Annotated in this window: 12 protein-coding genes; 6 read left to right on the top strand and 6 right to left on the bottom strand. The window is 44.2% G+C overall.

The features are described 5' to 3' along the window. Positions 1-174: 174 nt before the first annotated feature. The gene (cysE, locus tag ACVBIL_RS01480; protein ID WP_447165217.1) at positions 175-996 is read right to left on the bottom strand and encodes a serine O-acetyltransferase; all 822 of its coding nucleotides are present in this window, start codon (positions 994-996) and stop codon (positions 175-177) included. A gap of 27 nt (positions 997-1,023) precedes the next feature. Further along, a complete protein-coding gene (trmJ, locus tag ACVBIL_RS01475; RefSeq protein ID WP_447165216.1) occupies positions 1,024-1,788 on the bottom strand; it encodes a tRNA (cytosine(32)/uridine(32)-2'-O)-methyltransferase TrmJ in 765 nt (254 codons plus the stop codon). A 156-nt stretch (positions 1,789-1,944) separates the two neighbouring features. Between trmJ and suhB the strand changes: the two genes are divergently transcribed. From suhB to ACVBIL_RS01460, 3 genes are all read left to right on the top strand, one after another. Continuing rightward, positions 1,945-2,745, top strand: a complete 801-nt coding sequence (gene suhB, locus ACVBIL_RS01470) for an inositol-1-monophosphatase (protein WP_447165215.1) — start codon at positions 1,945-1,947, stop codon at positions 2,743-2,745. A 676-nt stretch (positions 2,746-3,421) separates the two neighbouring features. After that, a complete protein-coding gene (locus ACVBIL_RS01465) occupies positions 3,422-3,829 on the top strand; it encodes a phosphate-starvation-inducible protein PsiE (protein ID WP_447165214.1) in 408 nt (135 codons plus the stop codon). 165 nt (positions 3,830-3,994) lie between these two features. Next, complete coding sequence (locus ACVBIL_RS01460) at positions 3,995-4,291, top strand: PilZ domain-containing protein (RefSeq protein ID WP_447165213.1); 297 nt, start codon at positions 3,995-3,997, stop codon at positions 4,289-4,291. Between the two features lie 115 nt (positions 4,292-4,406). Here ACVBIL_RS01460 and ACVBIL_RS01455 read toward each other — a convergent pair whose 3' ends face one another. Next, positions 4,407-4,649 carry a YecH family metal-binding protein gene (locus ACVBIL_RS01455; protein ID WP_447165212.1) on the bottom strand — a complete coding sequence of 81 codons (243 nt, stop codon included), beginning with the start codon at positions 4,647-4,649 and terminating at the stop codon, positions 4,407-4,409. Positions 4,650-4,875: 226 nt separating this feature from the next. Between ACVBIL_RS01455 and ACVBIL_RS01450 the strand changes: the two genes are divergently transcribed. The 3 genes from ACVBIL_RS01450 (at position 4,876) to ACVBIL_RS01440 (ending at position 8,838) form a co-directional block, all read left to right on the top strand. After that, positions 4,876-6,549, top strand: a complete 1,674-nt coding sequence (locus ACVBIL_RS01450) for a LytS/YhcK type 5TM receptor domain-containing protein (RefSeq protein WP_447165211.1) — start codon at positions 4,876-4,878, stop codon at positions 6,547-6,549. A gap of 3 nt (positions 6,550-6,552) precedes the next feature. Further along, on the top strand, positions 6,553-7,263 hold the full coding sequence (btsR, locus tag ACVBIL_RS01445; RefSeq protein ID WP_447165210.1) for a two-component system response regulator BtsR: 711 nt from the start codon (positions 6,553-6,555) through the stop codon (positions 7,261-7,263). Between the two features lie 135 nt (positions 7,264-7,398). Next, positions 7,399-8,838 (top strand): carbon starvation CstA family protein, encoded by a 1,440-nt coding sequence (locus ACVBIL_RS01440; protein ID WP_447165209.1) that lies wholly within the window; start codon positions 7,399-7,401, stop codon positions 8,836-8,838. A 723-nt stretch (positions 8,839-9,561) separates the two neighbouring features. On the opposite strand, the gene ACVBIL_RS01435 is transcribed toward ACVBIL_RS01440, so the two are convergent. The 3 genes from ACVBIL_RS01435 to ACVBIL_RS01425 form a co-directional block, all read right to left on the bottom strand. Further along, on the bottom strand, positions 9,562-10,848 hold the full coding sequence (locus ACVBIL_RS01435) for a peptidoglycan DD-metalloendopeptidase family protein (protein WP_447165208.1): 1,287 nt from the start codon (positions 10,846-10,848) through the stop codon (positions 9,562-9,564). Between the two features lie 240 nt (positions 10,849-11,088). After that, complete coding sequence (locus tag ACVBIL_RS01430; protein ID WP_447165207.1) at positions 11,089-14,145, bottom strand: AAA family ATPase; 3,057 nt, start codon at positions 14,143-14,145, stop codon at positions 11,089-11,091. Further along, positions 14,142-15,287: an exonuclease SbcCD subunit D gene (locus ACVBIL_RS01425; RefSeq protein ID WP_447165206.1), complete on the bottom strand. Its 1,146-nt coding sequence runs from the start codon at positions 15,285-15,287 to the stop codon at positions 14,142-14,144. Before ACVBIL_RS01425 ends, ACVBIL_RS01430 begins: the two co-directional genes overlap by 4 nt. Between the last annotated feature and the right edge of the window lie 69 nt (positions 15,288-15,356).

Here is a 15,356-nt window from a genome sequence, read left to right as displayed (position 1 = left end):
GCTTAGGCTAATTTCAACATACCCGACTGTTTTAGTCAAGTATAAAGCCTAGCAATTTGGTCAGGTATTAATAGGATCATGACAAGAATTAAATACCCCGTCATTTTGCTGGGGTATTTAACCTGTTTATTAGGCAAGATTCAATGGCATTTAGGATTTTAAACGCACATTGTTCTAGATAATGGGATCAAACTCATCTAATGACTTCTGACGTTTCTGCGCTGCCGCAATTTCTGCATCATTGAAATCTTCCACATCCAGCTCTGGTAGCTTCTCTGTGCAAACGCTTCCGCCTAAAGTTTGTACTGCCTGGCAGACTTCTTGAACCTTTGAATCCATCAAATGCATATGATCAAGCATTTGCCCAATGGCATTGGCAACCGGATCAGGATTATCTGGCGATACCGCGTAAGCATCGAAACCATACTTTTTTGCCATTTCAGTGCGACGTTGCGACGTTTCTTTTGACTGAGCCGATGGCGTTGCAACGACTCGACCAGGAATACCCACCACAGTGGTATCGACGGGCACATCTTTAACCACTACAGAGTTTGAGCCAACGCGCGCGCCATCATTCATGGTAATAGGGCCTAAAATCTTAGCGCCCGCACCAATCACCACATTATTGCCTAATGTAGGGTGACGTTTACCCGCCTGCCAAGTTGTGCCGCCTAAGGTAACGCCATGGTAAAGGGTACAATCATTGCCGATATTAGCGGTTTCGCCAATAACCACCCCCATGCCGTGATCAATGAAAAAGCGGTCACCAATAGTGGCACCAGGGTGGATCTCGACTCCCGTTAGCCAACGAGAAAATGTCGATAAACATCGCGCTGAAAGTCGCCAATTTCTGACCCAGAGTTTATGACTCACCCTGTGGATCCAAATAGCCTGCATTCCCGGATAATTGAATAAAATTTCAATGGTACCGTTCGCGGCTGGATCTCTATGGTAAATAGAGGCTATGTCGTCTTTCAATCTTGCGATAACACCCATTTAGCTATTTCCTTTGCTTAATGTTCTTTACTTCTCTTTGGTCTCATTCTTGGCAGCGACTTTATCAATCGAGGTCAATATTCCGCGCAAGATGTTCATCTCTTGACGTTCAATTCTAGTACGACTAAATAAACGACGCAGCTTCATCATTACATGGCCAGGATGGTTTTTAACAATAAAGTTAGTGGCTAGTAATGTATTTTCTAAGTGCTCATAGAAGTTTTCACGCTCTTTTGATGATGGAAAATCAACTAGAGTGTCCTCACTATCAACAGTTTGAACAGGCTCTGCGCTACTTTGCACTTGCGCAAGGTGCGCTACCCGTGCCTCATAACAGATAATCTGCACTGCTTGTGCCAGGTTCAATGAGGTGTATTCTGGGTTAGCAGGAATAGCAACATGATAATCACAGCGCTGTAGCTCTTCATTCGTTAGGCCGTTATTTTCACGTCCAAATACGATAGCTACTGGGCCGGTTAATGCTGAGCCGACTAATTTCTCACCCGCTTCACGTGGCTCAAGCATCGGCCAGTCTAAGGTACGGCTACGAGCACTTGTTGCAATCACTAAGCTACAATCTGCAATGGCTTCTTCTACTGAGCCTACGGTAATCGCATGCTTTAGAATATCCGATGCACCAGCCGCTAACGCGATCGAATGACCATCTGGCTCAACCTTTGGCTCAGCAAGATATAAAGTGGATAACCCCATGGTTTTCATAGCACGGGCTGTAGAACCTATATTCCCTGGGTGGGAAGTACCGACAAGAACGACGCGAATATTGCTGAGCATGAAACTACTTAATTTTCTGAGAGAACACGTGAAATTATGTTACCACAAGCGACTCATTTTGCTTATACAAAAATCAGCATTTGATATAACGACCAAATAGAGTATAATCCGCCTCCGATAATTTATATCCGTTCTTTTACATCCAGGGGATTTGCAATGCTTCCAATGCATACCATTGCTGTGCGCGCTGCTCGCGCTGCCGGCCAAACTATTGTCCGCGCTTATGCGGAACTAGACCGTATAGAAGTCACCTCTAAAGGTGTTAACGACTACGTAACTAACGTAGACAAGGAAGCTGAAGCTGCAATCACGTATCAGATCCGTAAGGCTTACCCAGACCACACTATCATTGGTGAAGAGACTGGCGAGAACAAAGGTTCTAACAAAGATTACGTTTGGATTGTTGACCCTCTGGATGGCACAAATAACTTCGTAAGAGGTATTCCTCACTTTGCTGTATCTATTGCGATGCAGTTCAAAGGCAAAACCGAAGTTGCTGTTGTTTACGATCCTATCCGTGATGAATTGTTCTCTGCTGTACGCGGTAAATTCGCTAAGCTTAACGATTTCCGTATCCGTGTTGCCAATAAAGAATTGAGCGAAACTATCATCGGTACTGGTTTCCCATTCAAAGCTAAACAACACACTGAAACTTACATGAAGTTGTTCGCAACTGCATTTAGCCAATCAGCTGATCTACGTCGCGGAGGTTCTGCTGCACTTGATCTAGCTTACCTTGCTGCTGGCCGTTTAGATGGTTTCTTTGAAATCGGTCTTAAGCCATGGGATATCGCTGCAGGCGATCTTATCGTACGTGAAGCTGGCGGTACTGTTACCGACTTTACGGGTAACCACAACTACCTAGTTTCAGGTAACATTGTTGCTGGTACTCCTAAAACAACAACAGCACTAGTTAAAGCATTCCGCCCATTATTGAGCGAAGCTCTTAAGCGTTAATTAGCTTAAGATGATACTTAAAACCGCCACTTAGGCGGTTTTTTTATGCCTTTTTTTAGCCGCGATTCACCTAAGCAAACTTACCTTTTGCCCACATGATCAATAATAGCCATAATAAAATCGAGTAATCCCAAATCGATTAAATATCAATTCAGAGCGCTTTACTGTTCAATTCAAGATACATAGTTGAAATGGTTATTCCCCTATTAGATTCAGGCAATGCAGAACTTAAAGGCTAGAGGCTAGAGACTAGAGACTAGAGGCTAGAGGCTAGAATAACGATAAGCTTCACTCATCCGCTAGCGACAGGAATGTGGTAAATGCCTCTATCGCACGACCATATGAATTCAGGAAGTTAAAGTAACCTAGGAGCAGTTACTGAGGATGCTAGAGCCGAGGAGCAAATGCAGCGGTTGCCTAAAAAGTTTTGAGTTGCCGCCAAATCAGCACATATTTTAATAGGGTTGAGACAATAACACCTGTACCAATTTTGTTACTATATTAAACAAAAGGCTAAACTAAATAGGCAAGCGTTATGGGTTCCACTATAACCTGTGATTTAACAACGCTGTTAGCGAGAATTATCAAGCGCAATTGTGAATAGTGTCACATCGATAATGTCACATTATTTTAATTTGCTGGTACCCTTTATCAAACGACTGTATTAGGGAACATCATGGATAAAATGTATCGAAAATATGGCATTGCCAGTATCAAAGCCATTGAACATCTCGTATTAATCATTATTGCAATCGCAACGGTTGTTGCGATTGGACAAGAAATTAAACATATTTTTGATGTGGGTGCCGTAACACTCGCGGATCTACTGTTATTGTTTATTTACTTAGAAGTACTTGCGATGGTATCGCACTACGCGGAGTCGGGTAAATTGCCGATCCGTATGCCACTGTATATTGCCATTGTCGCACTGGCGCGTTATCTCATTTTAGATATGAAAGCCATGGATGATTGGCGTATTACTGCGATCTCTCTCTCTACACTTATTCTTGCTGCGACCGTGATTGTGATCCGCTGGGGACAACTCAAACTACCCTACCCCCGCCCTAAAGAAGAAGACCTATAAAGATAACGCCTGAAGATAACTCTTCAGGCGTTTTTTATTGTGGCTAAAAAACGAATAAGTCGTTAACTCATTTATAAATATAGCCTGTTATCAATATTGACTTTATATTATTAAGATCTTTAAGCTACTAGCAAGACGAGCTAAACAGTGAAAGGATTATAGAGTATGGAAAGCTATCGTGAAGAAAGGCGCAGTTCGGCACGTGTTGATATGGAGTATGAGAAAGTCATCATTGCAATACAAAGTGATTTAGACATCATCACTAAACCCTCTGAGGCGATATGTATTGATCTGTCTCGAAAAGGGGCGCTGTTAAAATGTTCCCAAGCGCTACCGTTAGGCACCTTAATTGCCATCACGTTTAATGCGGGGAAAGATAACCAAAACATCGTAAAAGGTCAGGTTTGCCGCTGTTTCCCCTTAGATGATACCGGCCACCATATTGCGCTTCAGCTTATTTGATTCGCATGTAATACCAATCGTACTAACCATGAGATTGCTATAAACATGCACCCACAAGCTATCTAATAAAAAACCTGCATCAGCAGGTTTTTTATATGCTATTAAATAGCAAGGTCTAGTGATTACAAATTTTATCAGCGGCAGTCTCAATTCCAGCCTCAGAATGGATAAACTTGCCCTTTTTCTCAAGAAAAGCAATTAACTCATCGGCATCCATCTCTGCTGCTGAACAAGTATGATAACGGGCCTGTTCACCAAATTCGGTATACATTTTCGATTTTAACGCTTCTTTAGTTAATGACTCGCCATGAGCAAGCATTAGCTCCATCACTTGGTGACCATGAATAGAAATTGACATATTTCCTCTACATAAGATGTATATATTAAGCACTTTATACGCTATCTCAACACTCAAAACTTTGATCTGCTTGGCAGTCACACCATTACGAGTAAAATTTTGTAGGAATAATCCATAGAAACGCATTATATTAGCGATTCAGCTCAGCTAACACCTTGGCCGCATACGCCGCTTTTACTGTTATCAAATCATTATCACGCAATCAATATTGTAAAATAGGTCCGTCATGTCGTTAATTTTATTACTTACACAACAGATGAGCCTGTACATGGTGATTGTCTACCTTTTGAGTAAAACGCCTTTATTTAAAGTCTTTACCGAAGCTGCGACTCGATTACCGCACAAGGTTTATATCTACTTTATTTTCTCTGGTTTTTGCATCATGGCCACCTATTTTGGTGAGCAAACCAATGATGCCATCGCTAATACTCGGGCAATGGGAGCAGTCTTAGGCGGATTATTAGGCGGTCCAGTTACCGGTTTTTTAGTCGGCTTAACCGGTGGCCTACATAGATACAGCATGGGCGGATTTACCGATGTGGCCTGTGCGATTTCGACAACATTAGAAGGCTTATCCGCCGGCTTGTTTAGCTACTATCTGCGCCGAATTGGCCAGCAAGAGCTAATCTACTCGCCGCTTATGGTATGCGTTATCACTTTTGCGGCAGAGGTGATGCAGATGCTGGTGATCCTATCGGTTGCTAAACCTTTTGATGAAGCTTGGTGGCTGGTTGAGCAAATCGCCCTACCTATGTTGCTAATCAATTCAGTTGGCGCCGCACTGTTTATGAGTATTATCCGCGATCAAAAAGCCATGTACGACAAAATGTCGTCGGTATTTTCCACTCAATCGTTACGGATAGCCGAGCGCAGCGTCGGTATTTTATCAACTGGATTTACCGAAGATAGCTGTAAACAAGTCGCGCAAATTGTCAAACAAGAAACCCAAGTCGGCGCGGTCGCCATAACGGATACCGAGAAACTACTCGCCTTTTGTGGTATCGGAGATGATCACCATATTGCTGGTACGCCTATTTCGTCTCAATTGACTCAAGATGCCATTGAACAAGATAAAGTTATGTTCGCAGATGGGGTTAACATGCCCTATTCCTGTTCTATTTCCCACAGTTGTCAGCTCGGCTCTTGCTTAGTGATCCCGCTACGCTCTGACGCTGAAGTTATCGGCACGATTAAACTCTACGAACCTAAAAATAAATTATTTTTAAATATTAACCGTAGCTTAGGTGAAGGATTAGGCCGCTTACTATCTAATCAAATTCTTTACGGCCGCTTTACTGCACAGCAAAACCTACTGACCCAAGCTGAGCTTAAGTTGCTGCAAGCACAAGTTAATCCACACTTTCTATTTAATGCGCTTAATACCATTGCCGCGATTGTTCGCCGCGATCCCAATACCGCTCGGCAACTTATCCAAAATCTATCGCAGTTTCTTCGCATTAATTTAAAACGTACGACCGGATTAGTGACTCTGGCTGATGAACTAGAACACATAGATTCATATTTAACCATTGAGAAAGCACGCTTTATCGACAAATTAACCGTCAATATTAATATTCCACAATCATTGCTTCATTGTAAATTGCCCGCATTTACCTTGCAGCCCATCATCGAGAATGCAGTTAAGCATGGCACATCGAATATGCTGGATTCTGGATTGATAACAGTAAGAGGCGCACAACTTGCAGACGATAGTTTATTATTGTCAGTCACGGATAACGCGGGCCTTTATAAACCGAAACCTAACAGCGAAGGGCTCGGTATGAATATTGTCGATAAACGTATTCAAAATATGTTTGGTAGCCAGTTTGGCGTTGCTATCGATTTTGTGCCAAACCAATACACTACAATTAGTATTCATCTACCGATAATGGGGGCTTAAACCTTGATTAGCTGCATCATAATTGACGATGAACCCTACGCCAGAGAAGAGATTGCCATACTACTGGAACTTGAAGCAGATATTGAAATTGTTGCCCAGTGCAGTAATGCAGTAGAAGCAATACAGGCAATCACCAAATTAAAACCGCAGCTTATCTTCTTAGATATTCAAATGCCTAAGATATCTGGGCTTGAGCTCGCTGCGATGCTGGATCCCGATAACTTACCACGAATCGTATTTGTCACGGCATTTGACGAATATGCAATTACCGCATTTGAAAAGCAGGCCTTTGATTACTTACTAAAACCAATTGATGATGCGCGATTTGCCAACACATTAAGTCGATTACGTAAAGACCTCACCCCCAAATTGCTAGGGCCGATTGTGACTAAAAAGCTCGAGCATATTCCCTGCTTTTGCGGCAACAAATTAAAGGTCGTCGCTACCGACTCGGTACAATATGTTTATAGCGATATGACAGGCGTACATGTCGCTACGGCTAATGAGTTAGTTCACACTCACATGACCTTAAGAGTATTAGAGGAAAAAACCTCATTAATCTATTGCCACAGGCAGTATTTAATCTCTCCAACGGCCATTGCCGAAATAGAAGTTCAAGAAGCAGGAGCCGAAGTCACTACTCGCTCAGGTGCTAAAGTCCCCGTATCAAGGCGCTATTTAAAACAACTAAAACAGCTATTTGGTTTTCAATAGCCTTAAAACGGATTACCACTCAGGTCAGCATACTGCCGCTGACCTTGGCTATTTGACCGCTGAGTAATTTGTAACTTTCTGAAACCATAAATAAGTTTACACTCCGTGCAATTCTAAGTTGAGCGAGTTAATAATATGTCTTGGTTTTTTCTTTGCGTCGGTCTGTTGATCGGTGGCTATTTTATTTATGGTGCATTTGTCGAAAAAGTGTTTGGCATCAATGCAAAACGCCAAACCCCTGCGTTTACCAAGACTGACGGTGTCGATTATGTGCCTATGTCTAAAGGTAAAGTGTACCTAATTCAGTTACTCAATATTGCAGGTGTGGGTCCGATCTTCGGCCCTATTCTCGGTGCGCTCTACGGTCCAGCGGCAATGCTTTGGATTGTACTGGGTTGTATTTTTGCCGGTGCAGTTCACGATTACTTTTCAGGCATGTTATCGGTGCGCAATAACGGCGAATCAGTACCAAGCCTTGCGGGTAAGTACTTAGGCACAGGCGCTAAGCACTTTATGAACGTGTTTGCCATTATCTTACTATTACTCGTTGGTGTGGTCTTTATCTCTGCTCCTGCAGGCCTTTTAGCTAAGCTGACAGGTTGGGATTTGAGCATTTTCGTTGGCATCATCTTCTGCTACTACTTGATTGCTACTATCGTTCCTGTCGATAAGATTATTGGTCGTCTATACCCATTCTTTGGTGCATTACTGGTATTTATGTCTGTTGGCTTAACTATCGCATTGATTGTTTCTAGCGAATACAGCCTGCTACCAGGCGTTGAAGTCGGTGACTTTTTAACTAACCTAAACCCGAACGATATGCCGCTATGGCCAGCACTGTTTATCACCATCGCTTGTGGTGCAATCTCAGGCTTCCACGCAACGCAATCACCGCTAATGGCGCGCTGTGTTGAAAACGAATCAAATGGCCGCTTTGTGTTCTTTGGCGCAATGATTGGTGAAGGTATCATCGCGTTAATCTGGTGTGCTATCGCGCTGTCTTTCTTTGGCGGTGTTGAAGGCCTAAATGCGGGTATGGCGGGTAATCCTGCTAACGTGGTATACGAAGCGTCAACGGGTCTTCTCGGTGCTGTAGGCGGCTTCTTGGCAGTATTAGGTGTAATTATATTACCCATTACTTCTGGTGATACTGCATTCCGTAGCGCGCGCTTAATCTTGGCTGAATTTTTCAAGATGCCACAAACTGAATTACCAAAACGCTTAATGTTCGCCATCCCATTGTTTGCTGCTGGTGCATTACTCACTCAGGTTGACTTTGGTGTGATTTGGCGCTATTTCGGTGTAGCAAACCAAGCGACTGCAGTAATGATGTTGTGGACCGCTTCGGCTTATTTGCTTCGCCTTAATAAGTTCCATTGGATCTGTACTATCCCGGCCATGTTTATGACAACGGTTGTGATTAGCTTCTTATTAAGTTCACCAACGCTAGGTGCGGGTCTGCCAATGACGCTATCAACGGTTGCTGGTGTGGTATCAACATTAATCATCACTGCATTAATCGTTGTGAAGACCAAAGGTAAGGGTGACGTAGAGGCTGAAGCTGAAGAAGCTTAACCTCATCAGCTTACGCACTCATTAAAATCGATACAAAAGATATCAGCCACTACATTATCAAAGATGTAGTGGCTGACTTACTTAAGCTATGAACAAAGGCTATGGCCAAGCTTTTCATCATCGTTTTTGTTCAATACAACTGCCCTCCTACATTAATCCCACTCGTAATAAAAGCAAACAAGCAGACATTATCTTTTGCCGCTTACTTCAACGTGAATGTTCGCACCAATAAGGCTCCCTTTAAGCCTTGCAGGACAGAGTGATTGCCACAAAAACATCCGCTTTACTACCGAGTAATCACATTTAAATTTAGCGGTTAACTAACTTAAATACAGAATAATTAGGCTCATCCGAGTGGACTAACGACATAGAGCACAAAATGTCCTTTGTGCTGGAGCCATTAATGGAGTGACTACGTCGGGCTAAACGTGAGTTAAGTTGCGAGTGTTTTATAGCAAAGGCGATAACGTCAATGCTGTGATAAACATACTATTGAAATGACTGGCTTTGACCACCAGCGAGCGCGTTATCCTTGAGTACAAAAAAGCACCGAACGTATCTACGTCCAGTGCTCTACATACTCAGTGCTATTATATTGCGCTGATGTCTTGAACAGAAATCGTCGTTTTTAACCGAACCGCATTACTCTAAAAAGGCGGCGACGTTATCGGCCCACTGCAATTCTTGGTTATTAAACCGCACAAGCAATCACGATTAACCGGTTTAAGCTATTCCCATCATCATCTTGCGAACTTTCACTATCTGGCTAAACTCGTGCATATCTTTAGAGGAAAGCTTACTCGCCATCGGGATTTTAGCTTTCGTCGAGTCAACTGCGCGCCCATTAATATGGAACTCATAGTGTAAATGTGGCCCTGTGACACGACCAGTATTACCCGATAAGCCAATAACTTGGCCACGGGATACTCGCTGCCCCTTGTGGACAAGAAACTTAGACAGATGCAGGTAGCGAGTACGGTACTTATTACCATGTTCTATCACCACATACTTACCCGCAAAACGATGATTGGTAACTAAAGACACAATACCATCGCCGGGTGCGACGATTTTAGTACCGATTGGGATAGCAAAATCGGTTCCATTATGGGGAGAATTTCTGCCAGTGACTGGGTGATGGCGATGCGGGTTAAACCGTGAGCTAATACGGTAATTCTTTAACAGCGGAACTCGCTGAAATGCACGGGCTAAGCTTTGACCTTGCTCATCATAGAAATTGCCATCGCTATATTGATAGGCATTAATACTGCTGGAGCCTCTATCAATTGTCACCCCAAGCACATGGCTATTGCCAGTGGCTTCGCCATCGATAAACTGATCGTTCATCAATACCGAAAATTTATCGCCTGCTCGAAGATCGCGAGCAAAATTGAGTTTCTCTTTCAGCAAGGATTCAATCCGCTGGATCTCGCCAGCATTGAGTCCCATCTTTTTGGCTGAAACATAAAATGATCCATAGATCTGACCCGAAATAGCGCGGTCTCGCCAAATACCTTCGATGTTAATTTCATCAACATTAAATGAACCATCATCGAAACGAGTAAATATCACCTGCCTTGCGGCGTTAAAGTAGAGACTTAACTTTTGCAGCTCACCAACATCATTGAGCCAGAATTGAATATTGTTTCCCGGCATTAAGGTGTCTAACGCCAGTACATTTAAGTCCGCTTCTAACACTCGATACATGGTTTGTTGATCGACGCCGCCCTGTTCAAACAAACCACTTAGCGTATCGCCTTTAACGATCTCTTTTTGGAATGCCGCTGCTGGTTCTAACAATTCGCGACTGGGCAGAGCCACGTTTTGAGAAAGAATCGACTCGATATCGAGCTGAACCGGAATGCGCTGAGGCAATAGCTCATGATTGCTTGGTATTAATGTGGCAGCGCCAATCACCAATACAGAGCCTAAAAGGACTTTCCGATGTAAAGCAGATAGCCCCGAGAAACGGTTTTTAGACATATTTGAAAAAGAAAATTTACTTGCGCGCAACCTGTGCCTCAACTTTCATTATTATGATTATCTATTTGTCCCCAAACCCCCTTAAAGCGAGGTTTGATGCCAAGTTATATCAAAAATAATTCAATTTACAAAATGATCAACCGCACAAATTGATGACTACGCCATGATAAGTTACAAACTGAGCGTGCTAACCCTGTTGTACTTGTTCAATAAATATACCGATACAACAGGATTACGCCACTTCGCTCTAGAAGAGCTATAACTTGTGAATTAAGGCAGTACTATGCTTACCTCACTGCCGATTGCTGTCTTGGTAATATCGATACGGGTACCAATCTGCTCTTTCATCTCAGACACGTGAGAAATAACCCCAATCATGCGACCCGAAGACTGCAGATCCATCAAGGTCCGAATAGCTAAATCAAGCGAGTCCTGATCTAGGCTGCCAAAACCCTCATCGATAAACAAGGTATCGAGTTTAATCCCCCCCGCATAAGCCTGCACCACATCAGATAGCCCTAGTGCCATCGACAGCGCCGCCATAAAGCTCTCACCACCGCTTAAGGTCGCCACAGGGCGAACCTTCGAGGTATAAGCATCTTCCACTTCCAGCTCAAGTCCTGATGCCTTATTGCCCTTGGCGCGGTCTTCTTTGCGTAGCAGACGATAACGGCCTTTACTCATCAGCTGTAGACGGTGACTCGCCTCCAGTAACACATCATCAAGCAGTACGCTAAGCACAAAACGCTGTAAGCTAATTTTATTGCCAGTTTGACCGTTAGCCACTTCTGATAATGTGCCAATCACCGCATATTCATCTTCAAGCTTCTTGGCTTTGCCGTCCGCCTCTTTAAGCTGCTTTTGGGTTTGGGTTAGCTGGGTAACTCGACTCTGCAACCCTTGCCACTCATGCTCTGCCGCATGCTGCTTGGCTTGAATACTAGCCAAACGTGTCTCAAATTCTGCAAGTTCGGGCTTCACCTGTTGTGATAACTTTTCATTCAACTGAGTTAACGTCGTTTGATTAGCGATACAAGCTTGCTGATACGCTGCTATCTCCTCGCTTATCCCTTTTAGTGCATCACTGGATAACAAAGCCTGAGTTAGCGCCTGCTGATCGCTAAAACCAGAACTGAGTAATTGCTCATTTAACTCTGATAACGCCTTATCACTTTGCTGTTTAGCCTGTGTGAGGCTGGACTGAGTACCCGTTAATGCAGCAGTGTTCGATGCATCGAGCGACAGCGCTTGAGTGTGAGACTGACGCACCGCATTGATGTTTTGTTGTAGCGTCGTCACCTGTGTCTTAACTTGGTCTATCGCCTCATTGAGTGCATCTAAACTGTGATACTGCTCAGGAATGGCGGCAGATGCTTGTTCGAGCTGGCCTTGCAAACTCGAGACTAAGTTCTGTTGTTCAGAAAAATGCTCTCGCTCAGTATCGAGCTGCGTTTGTAACGCCCGCTCTTTTGTTTGCCAGTTTTGTATCTGCTGCCTTAATTGAGCTAATTGCTGAGCTGCACTATTGGCTTGATTTAGCTGCTGTTGTAACTGCTGCAACTTTAACTGCAAATCTTCAAGGCTTTGAGTACTGCTGTCACCGATTCTTTGCAGTAGTTCACCTAACTGCTTTAACTGTTCTTGGTGCTTAGTATTAAGGCTTGAGTATTCAGCTCTAGCTTGATTGAGCGCCTCATTAGCCGACTCCTCATATTGCTGAGCTTGCTGCAGCTGCTCTTCTGTTGGCAGTTGCTCTGCACTTTTAGCCGGATTAGGGTGCTCATCGCTGCCACATACAGGGCATGGCTGGCCTGGGCTTAACTGCAAGGCTAAACTTGCCGCTTGGCCACGGTGCCAAATGAGCTGAAGTTGTCGATGGCGAGTTTGCGCCTCAATAAAGTGCGCACGAAGCTGGCCGCCCTTCTCTTTTGCATGAGCTAAGGCCAGCTCGGTATTGCTCGCCTGCATACGCGCCTGTTGCCATTGCTGATAACGCTCAATTAAATCTGCTTGAGTGCTAACGGCTTGCTGCGCATTAACCTGCTCACGGGCTATTTGTTCTAACTGGGGAAGCTGCTGCTCTGCGAGCTGTTTTTGTGTCAGCAGTGCATCTAAAACGCCCTTTTCTTTAATGCCCTTCTCTTTGGCTAGATCCCGCTGACTGCTTGCTTGATTAAAGCTTTGTTGTAGAGCGTCTAATCCTTGGAGTTGAGGCACCAACTGCACTAATTTTTGCTCTTCATTCTGGGCTTGCTGTAGTTGATGCTCTTGCTCGGGTAGCATCGAAAATTGAGTTTGACTTACCTCAAGCGCTTGCTCACTTTGCTGTTTGGCTGACTGGGCGTGGCTGACGGCAGCTTGTGCCTGTGTCACCTCTGTATTGCGGGCAAGCGAAACATCTAACACAGGTTTGAGTTGCAATGCTTTTTGGCCGCTCTCAAGCCTTATTTTATCTTGCTCAATAGCGGGCTTTTGTTCATCGAGTAAGGCTGCGGTTTGCTTTAGCTTATCTAACGCATCAAAGTCATTGAGCAATAACTTGGCCGATTCTAGCTGCTTGTTAGCATCAATGAGCGACAGTTTGCTCTGCTCTTTCAGCTCTAATGCATGAATAAGCTTAGGCTCAAGCTCTGCAAGCTCATTATTTAAAGCGTCATCTGACTCAAGCTCGATATTGTGCAGCATGCCATCACGCTTACTTTGGTGATCGCGCACTTCAGTTTTAATCGCCGCCGCTTGAAATTTTAATTTATCTTCAATTTTACGATAGATTTGCGTCTGAAATAGCTGACTAAAAATCTTCTCTCTGTCTTTAGAGTCGGCCATTAACAATTCGCGAAACTTGCCCTGCGGCAACACCATCACCTGGCGGAACTGATCGGCATCAAGCCCGGTTAGAGTTTCAATTTCTGCGGTGGCCTCTGAGACTTTGCTTGCCACCAGCAAATGCTCAACGCCATCGTTATCTATGTGGTAAAGCTGAGCTTCCGGCTTTTGCACCGTGTAACCATCGCCACTCTTTTTAGCCCGCTGCTGCTCTGGCACACGGCGAATACGATACTGCTTATCGCCCAGTGCAAAACTAAAGGTGACTTCGGTCAATAGGCTGTCGGGGGCGAGATCGCAGCGCATCTGGCTGCCCTCGCGCTCATCCCCTGTGGTCTTGCCATATAGCGCAAAGCAAATTGCATCTAAAAGCGTCGTTTTGCCCGCCCCCGTTGGACCATTAATCAAAAATAACGGATTAGAACCTAATGCGGAAAAGTCGGTCATTTGAGTCGATGCAAAAGGGCCGAACGCTGACATTTCAAGGTTAATGGGTCTCATGATGTGCGCTCCACTTTATGTAACTCATCGATTGCACTAACCATCGCTTGTTGCTGTGACTCCGTCATTGGCTCACCAGATACCTGAGTAAAGAAGTCAGTAAACATATCCATCTCGCCCTTCTTGATATGATCTCGGCTGAGCTCTACTTTATTACTCTCGCTCATTAAGCCTGTACGCTCTAGATGCAGCACATTCGGGTACACACTTCTTAGTTTGCCCATCGCGTCTAAGATGGCCGTTTTATCGCTTAATCTCACCATCAAATAATCTTCACGATTCACATCGCTTTTGCCTTGCTCTAATAAGTCTTGCAACAAGCCTTCGATAATTCGCACATCTCGCATGGCCGATAGCGGCAATAACTCAAAGTGAGCTTTGCCTTCATTATCTAATTCAACCAAGGTGACCGATTTGTTTTGATGCTGCTCACTGAATGAGTACTTAAGCATTGAGCCCGAATACCTGACATGTTCAGCACCTTTATATTGCGGCCCATGTAGATGACCCAATGCCGTGTAATTAAAGTCATTAAACAGCTTTGGCGAGACTTTATCGGCGCCGCCAATGCTCAGTGGACGCTCAGACTCAGACTCACTACCACCATCGAGAAAGCAGTGACTAATCACGACTTTGGGCAAGCCTTGGCTATCATGTTCATGCACCTGTTCAAGCAATGTCACCATCGCTTGTTCATGAGTACTGACTTCACTATCAAACACATGACGCACAGTAGCAGGGTCAGCATAAGGTAAGCCGTAAAACATGGCATTACCCTGCTTGCCTTTAATCTCGACTGCATTAATTTCTGTCGTTAACGGCCCGATGATATGTAGCCCGCTTTGATTCATCTGCCTTGATGCAAAACCTAAGCGCTCATGGCCGTCATGGTTACCCGCAATCATAATAAGCGGGATCTCAAGCTCATTGACCAAGCGATTCACCACTTCATCTAACATGGCGACGGCTGCGGCAGGCGGAATCGATCTGTCATAGATATCGCCAGCAACGACGACAGCATCAACGTCATGAGTTTGAGCAAGTTCAATAATCTGATTTAAAACGAAGCGCTGATCATCGAGCAGGCTCTGGTTATGAAGCTGTCTGCCGATATGCCAGTCAGAAGTATGGATAAATTTCATGCTTTCTCGTTTAAAAATGAGGGAGATGTGGAAGTGTCGCCGTTTTGGCTTTCCATTTTAATGAATAGT

This window comes from Shewanella sp. 125m-7 (assembly GCF_052977045.1).
This window is presented reverse-complemented; position numbering and strand designations above follow the sequence as displayed.

What these genes read in the sequence shown, in the direction of transcription:
- cysE (WP_447165217.1), bottom strand. Translation starts at nt 996, where the DNA reads ATGGGTGTTATCGCAAGATTGAAAGACGACATAGCCTCTATTTACCAT.
- trmJ (WP_447165216.1), bottom strand. Translation starts at nt 1,788, where the DNA reads ATGCTCAGCAATATTCGCGTCGTTCTTGTCGGTACTTCCCACCCAGGG.
- suhB (WP_447165215.1), top strand. Translation starts at nt 1,945, where the DNA reads ATGCTTCCAATGCATACCATTGCTGTGCGCGCTGCTCGCGCTGCCGGC.
- ACVBIL_RS01465 (WP_447165214.1), top strand. Translation starts at nt 3,422, where the DNA reads ATGGATAAAATGTATCGAAAATATGGCATTGCCAGTATCAAAGCCATT.
- ACVBIL_RS01460 (WP_447165213.1), top strand. Translation starts at nt 3,995, where the DNA reads ATGGAAAGCTATCGTGAAGAAAGGCGCAGTTCGGCACGTGTTGATATG.
- ACVBIL_RS01455 (WP_447165212.1), bottom strand. Translation starts at nt 4,649, where the DNA reads ATGTCAATTTCTATTCATGGTCACCAAGTGATGGAGCTAATGCTTGCT.
- ACVBIL_RS01450 (WP_447165211.1), top strand. Translation starts at nt 4,876, where the DNA reads ATGTCGTTAATTTTATTACTTACACAACAGATGAGCCTGTACATGGTG.
- ACVBIL_RS01440 (WP_447165209.1), top strand. Translation starts at nt 7,399, where the DNA reads ATGTCTTGGTTTTTTCTTTGCGTCGGTCTGTTGATCGGTGGCTATTTT.
- ACVBIL_RS01430 (WP_447165207.1), bottom strand. Translation starts at nt 14,145, where the DNA reads ATGAGACCCATTAACCTTGAAATGTCAGCGTTCGGCCCTTTTGCATCG.
- ACVBIL_RS01425 (WP_447165206.1), bottom strand. Translation starts at nt 15,287, where the DNA reads ATGAAATTTATCCATACTTCTGACTGGCATATCGGCAGACAGCTTCAT.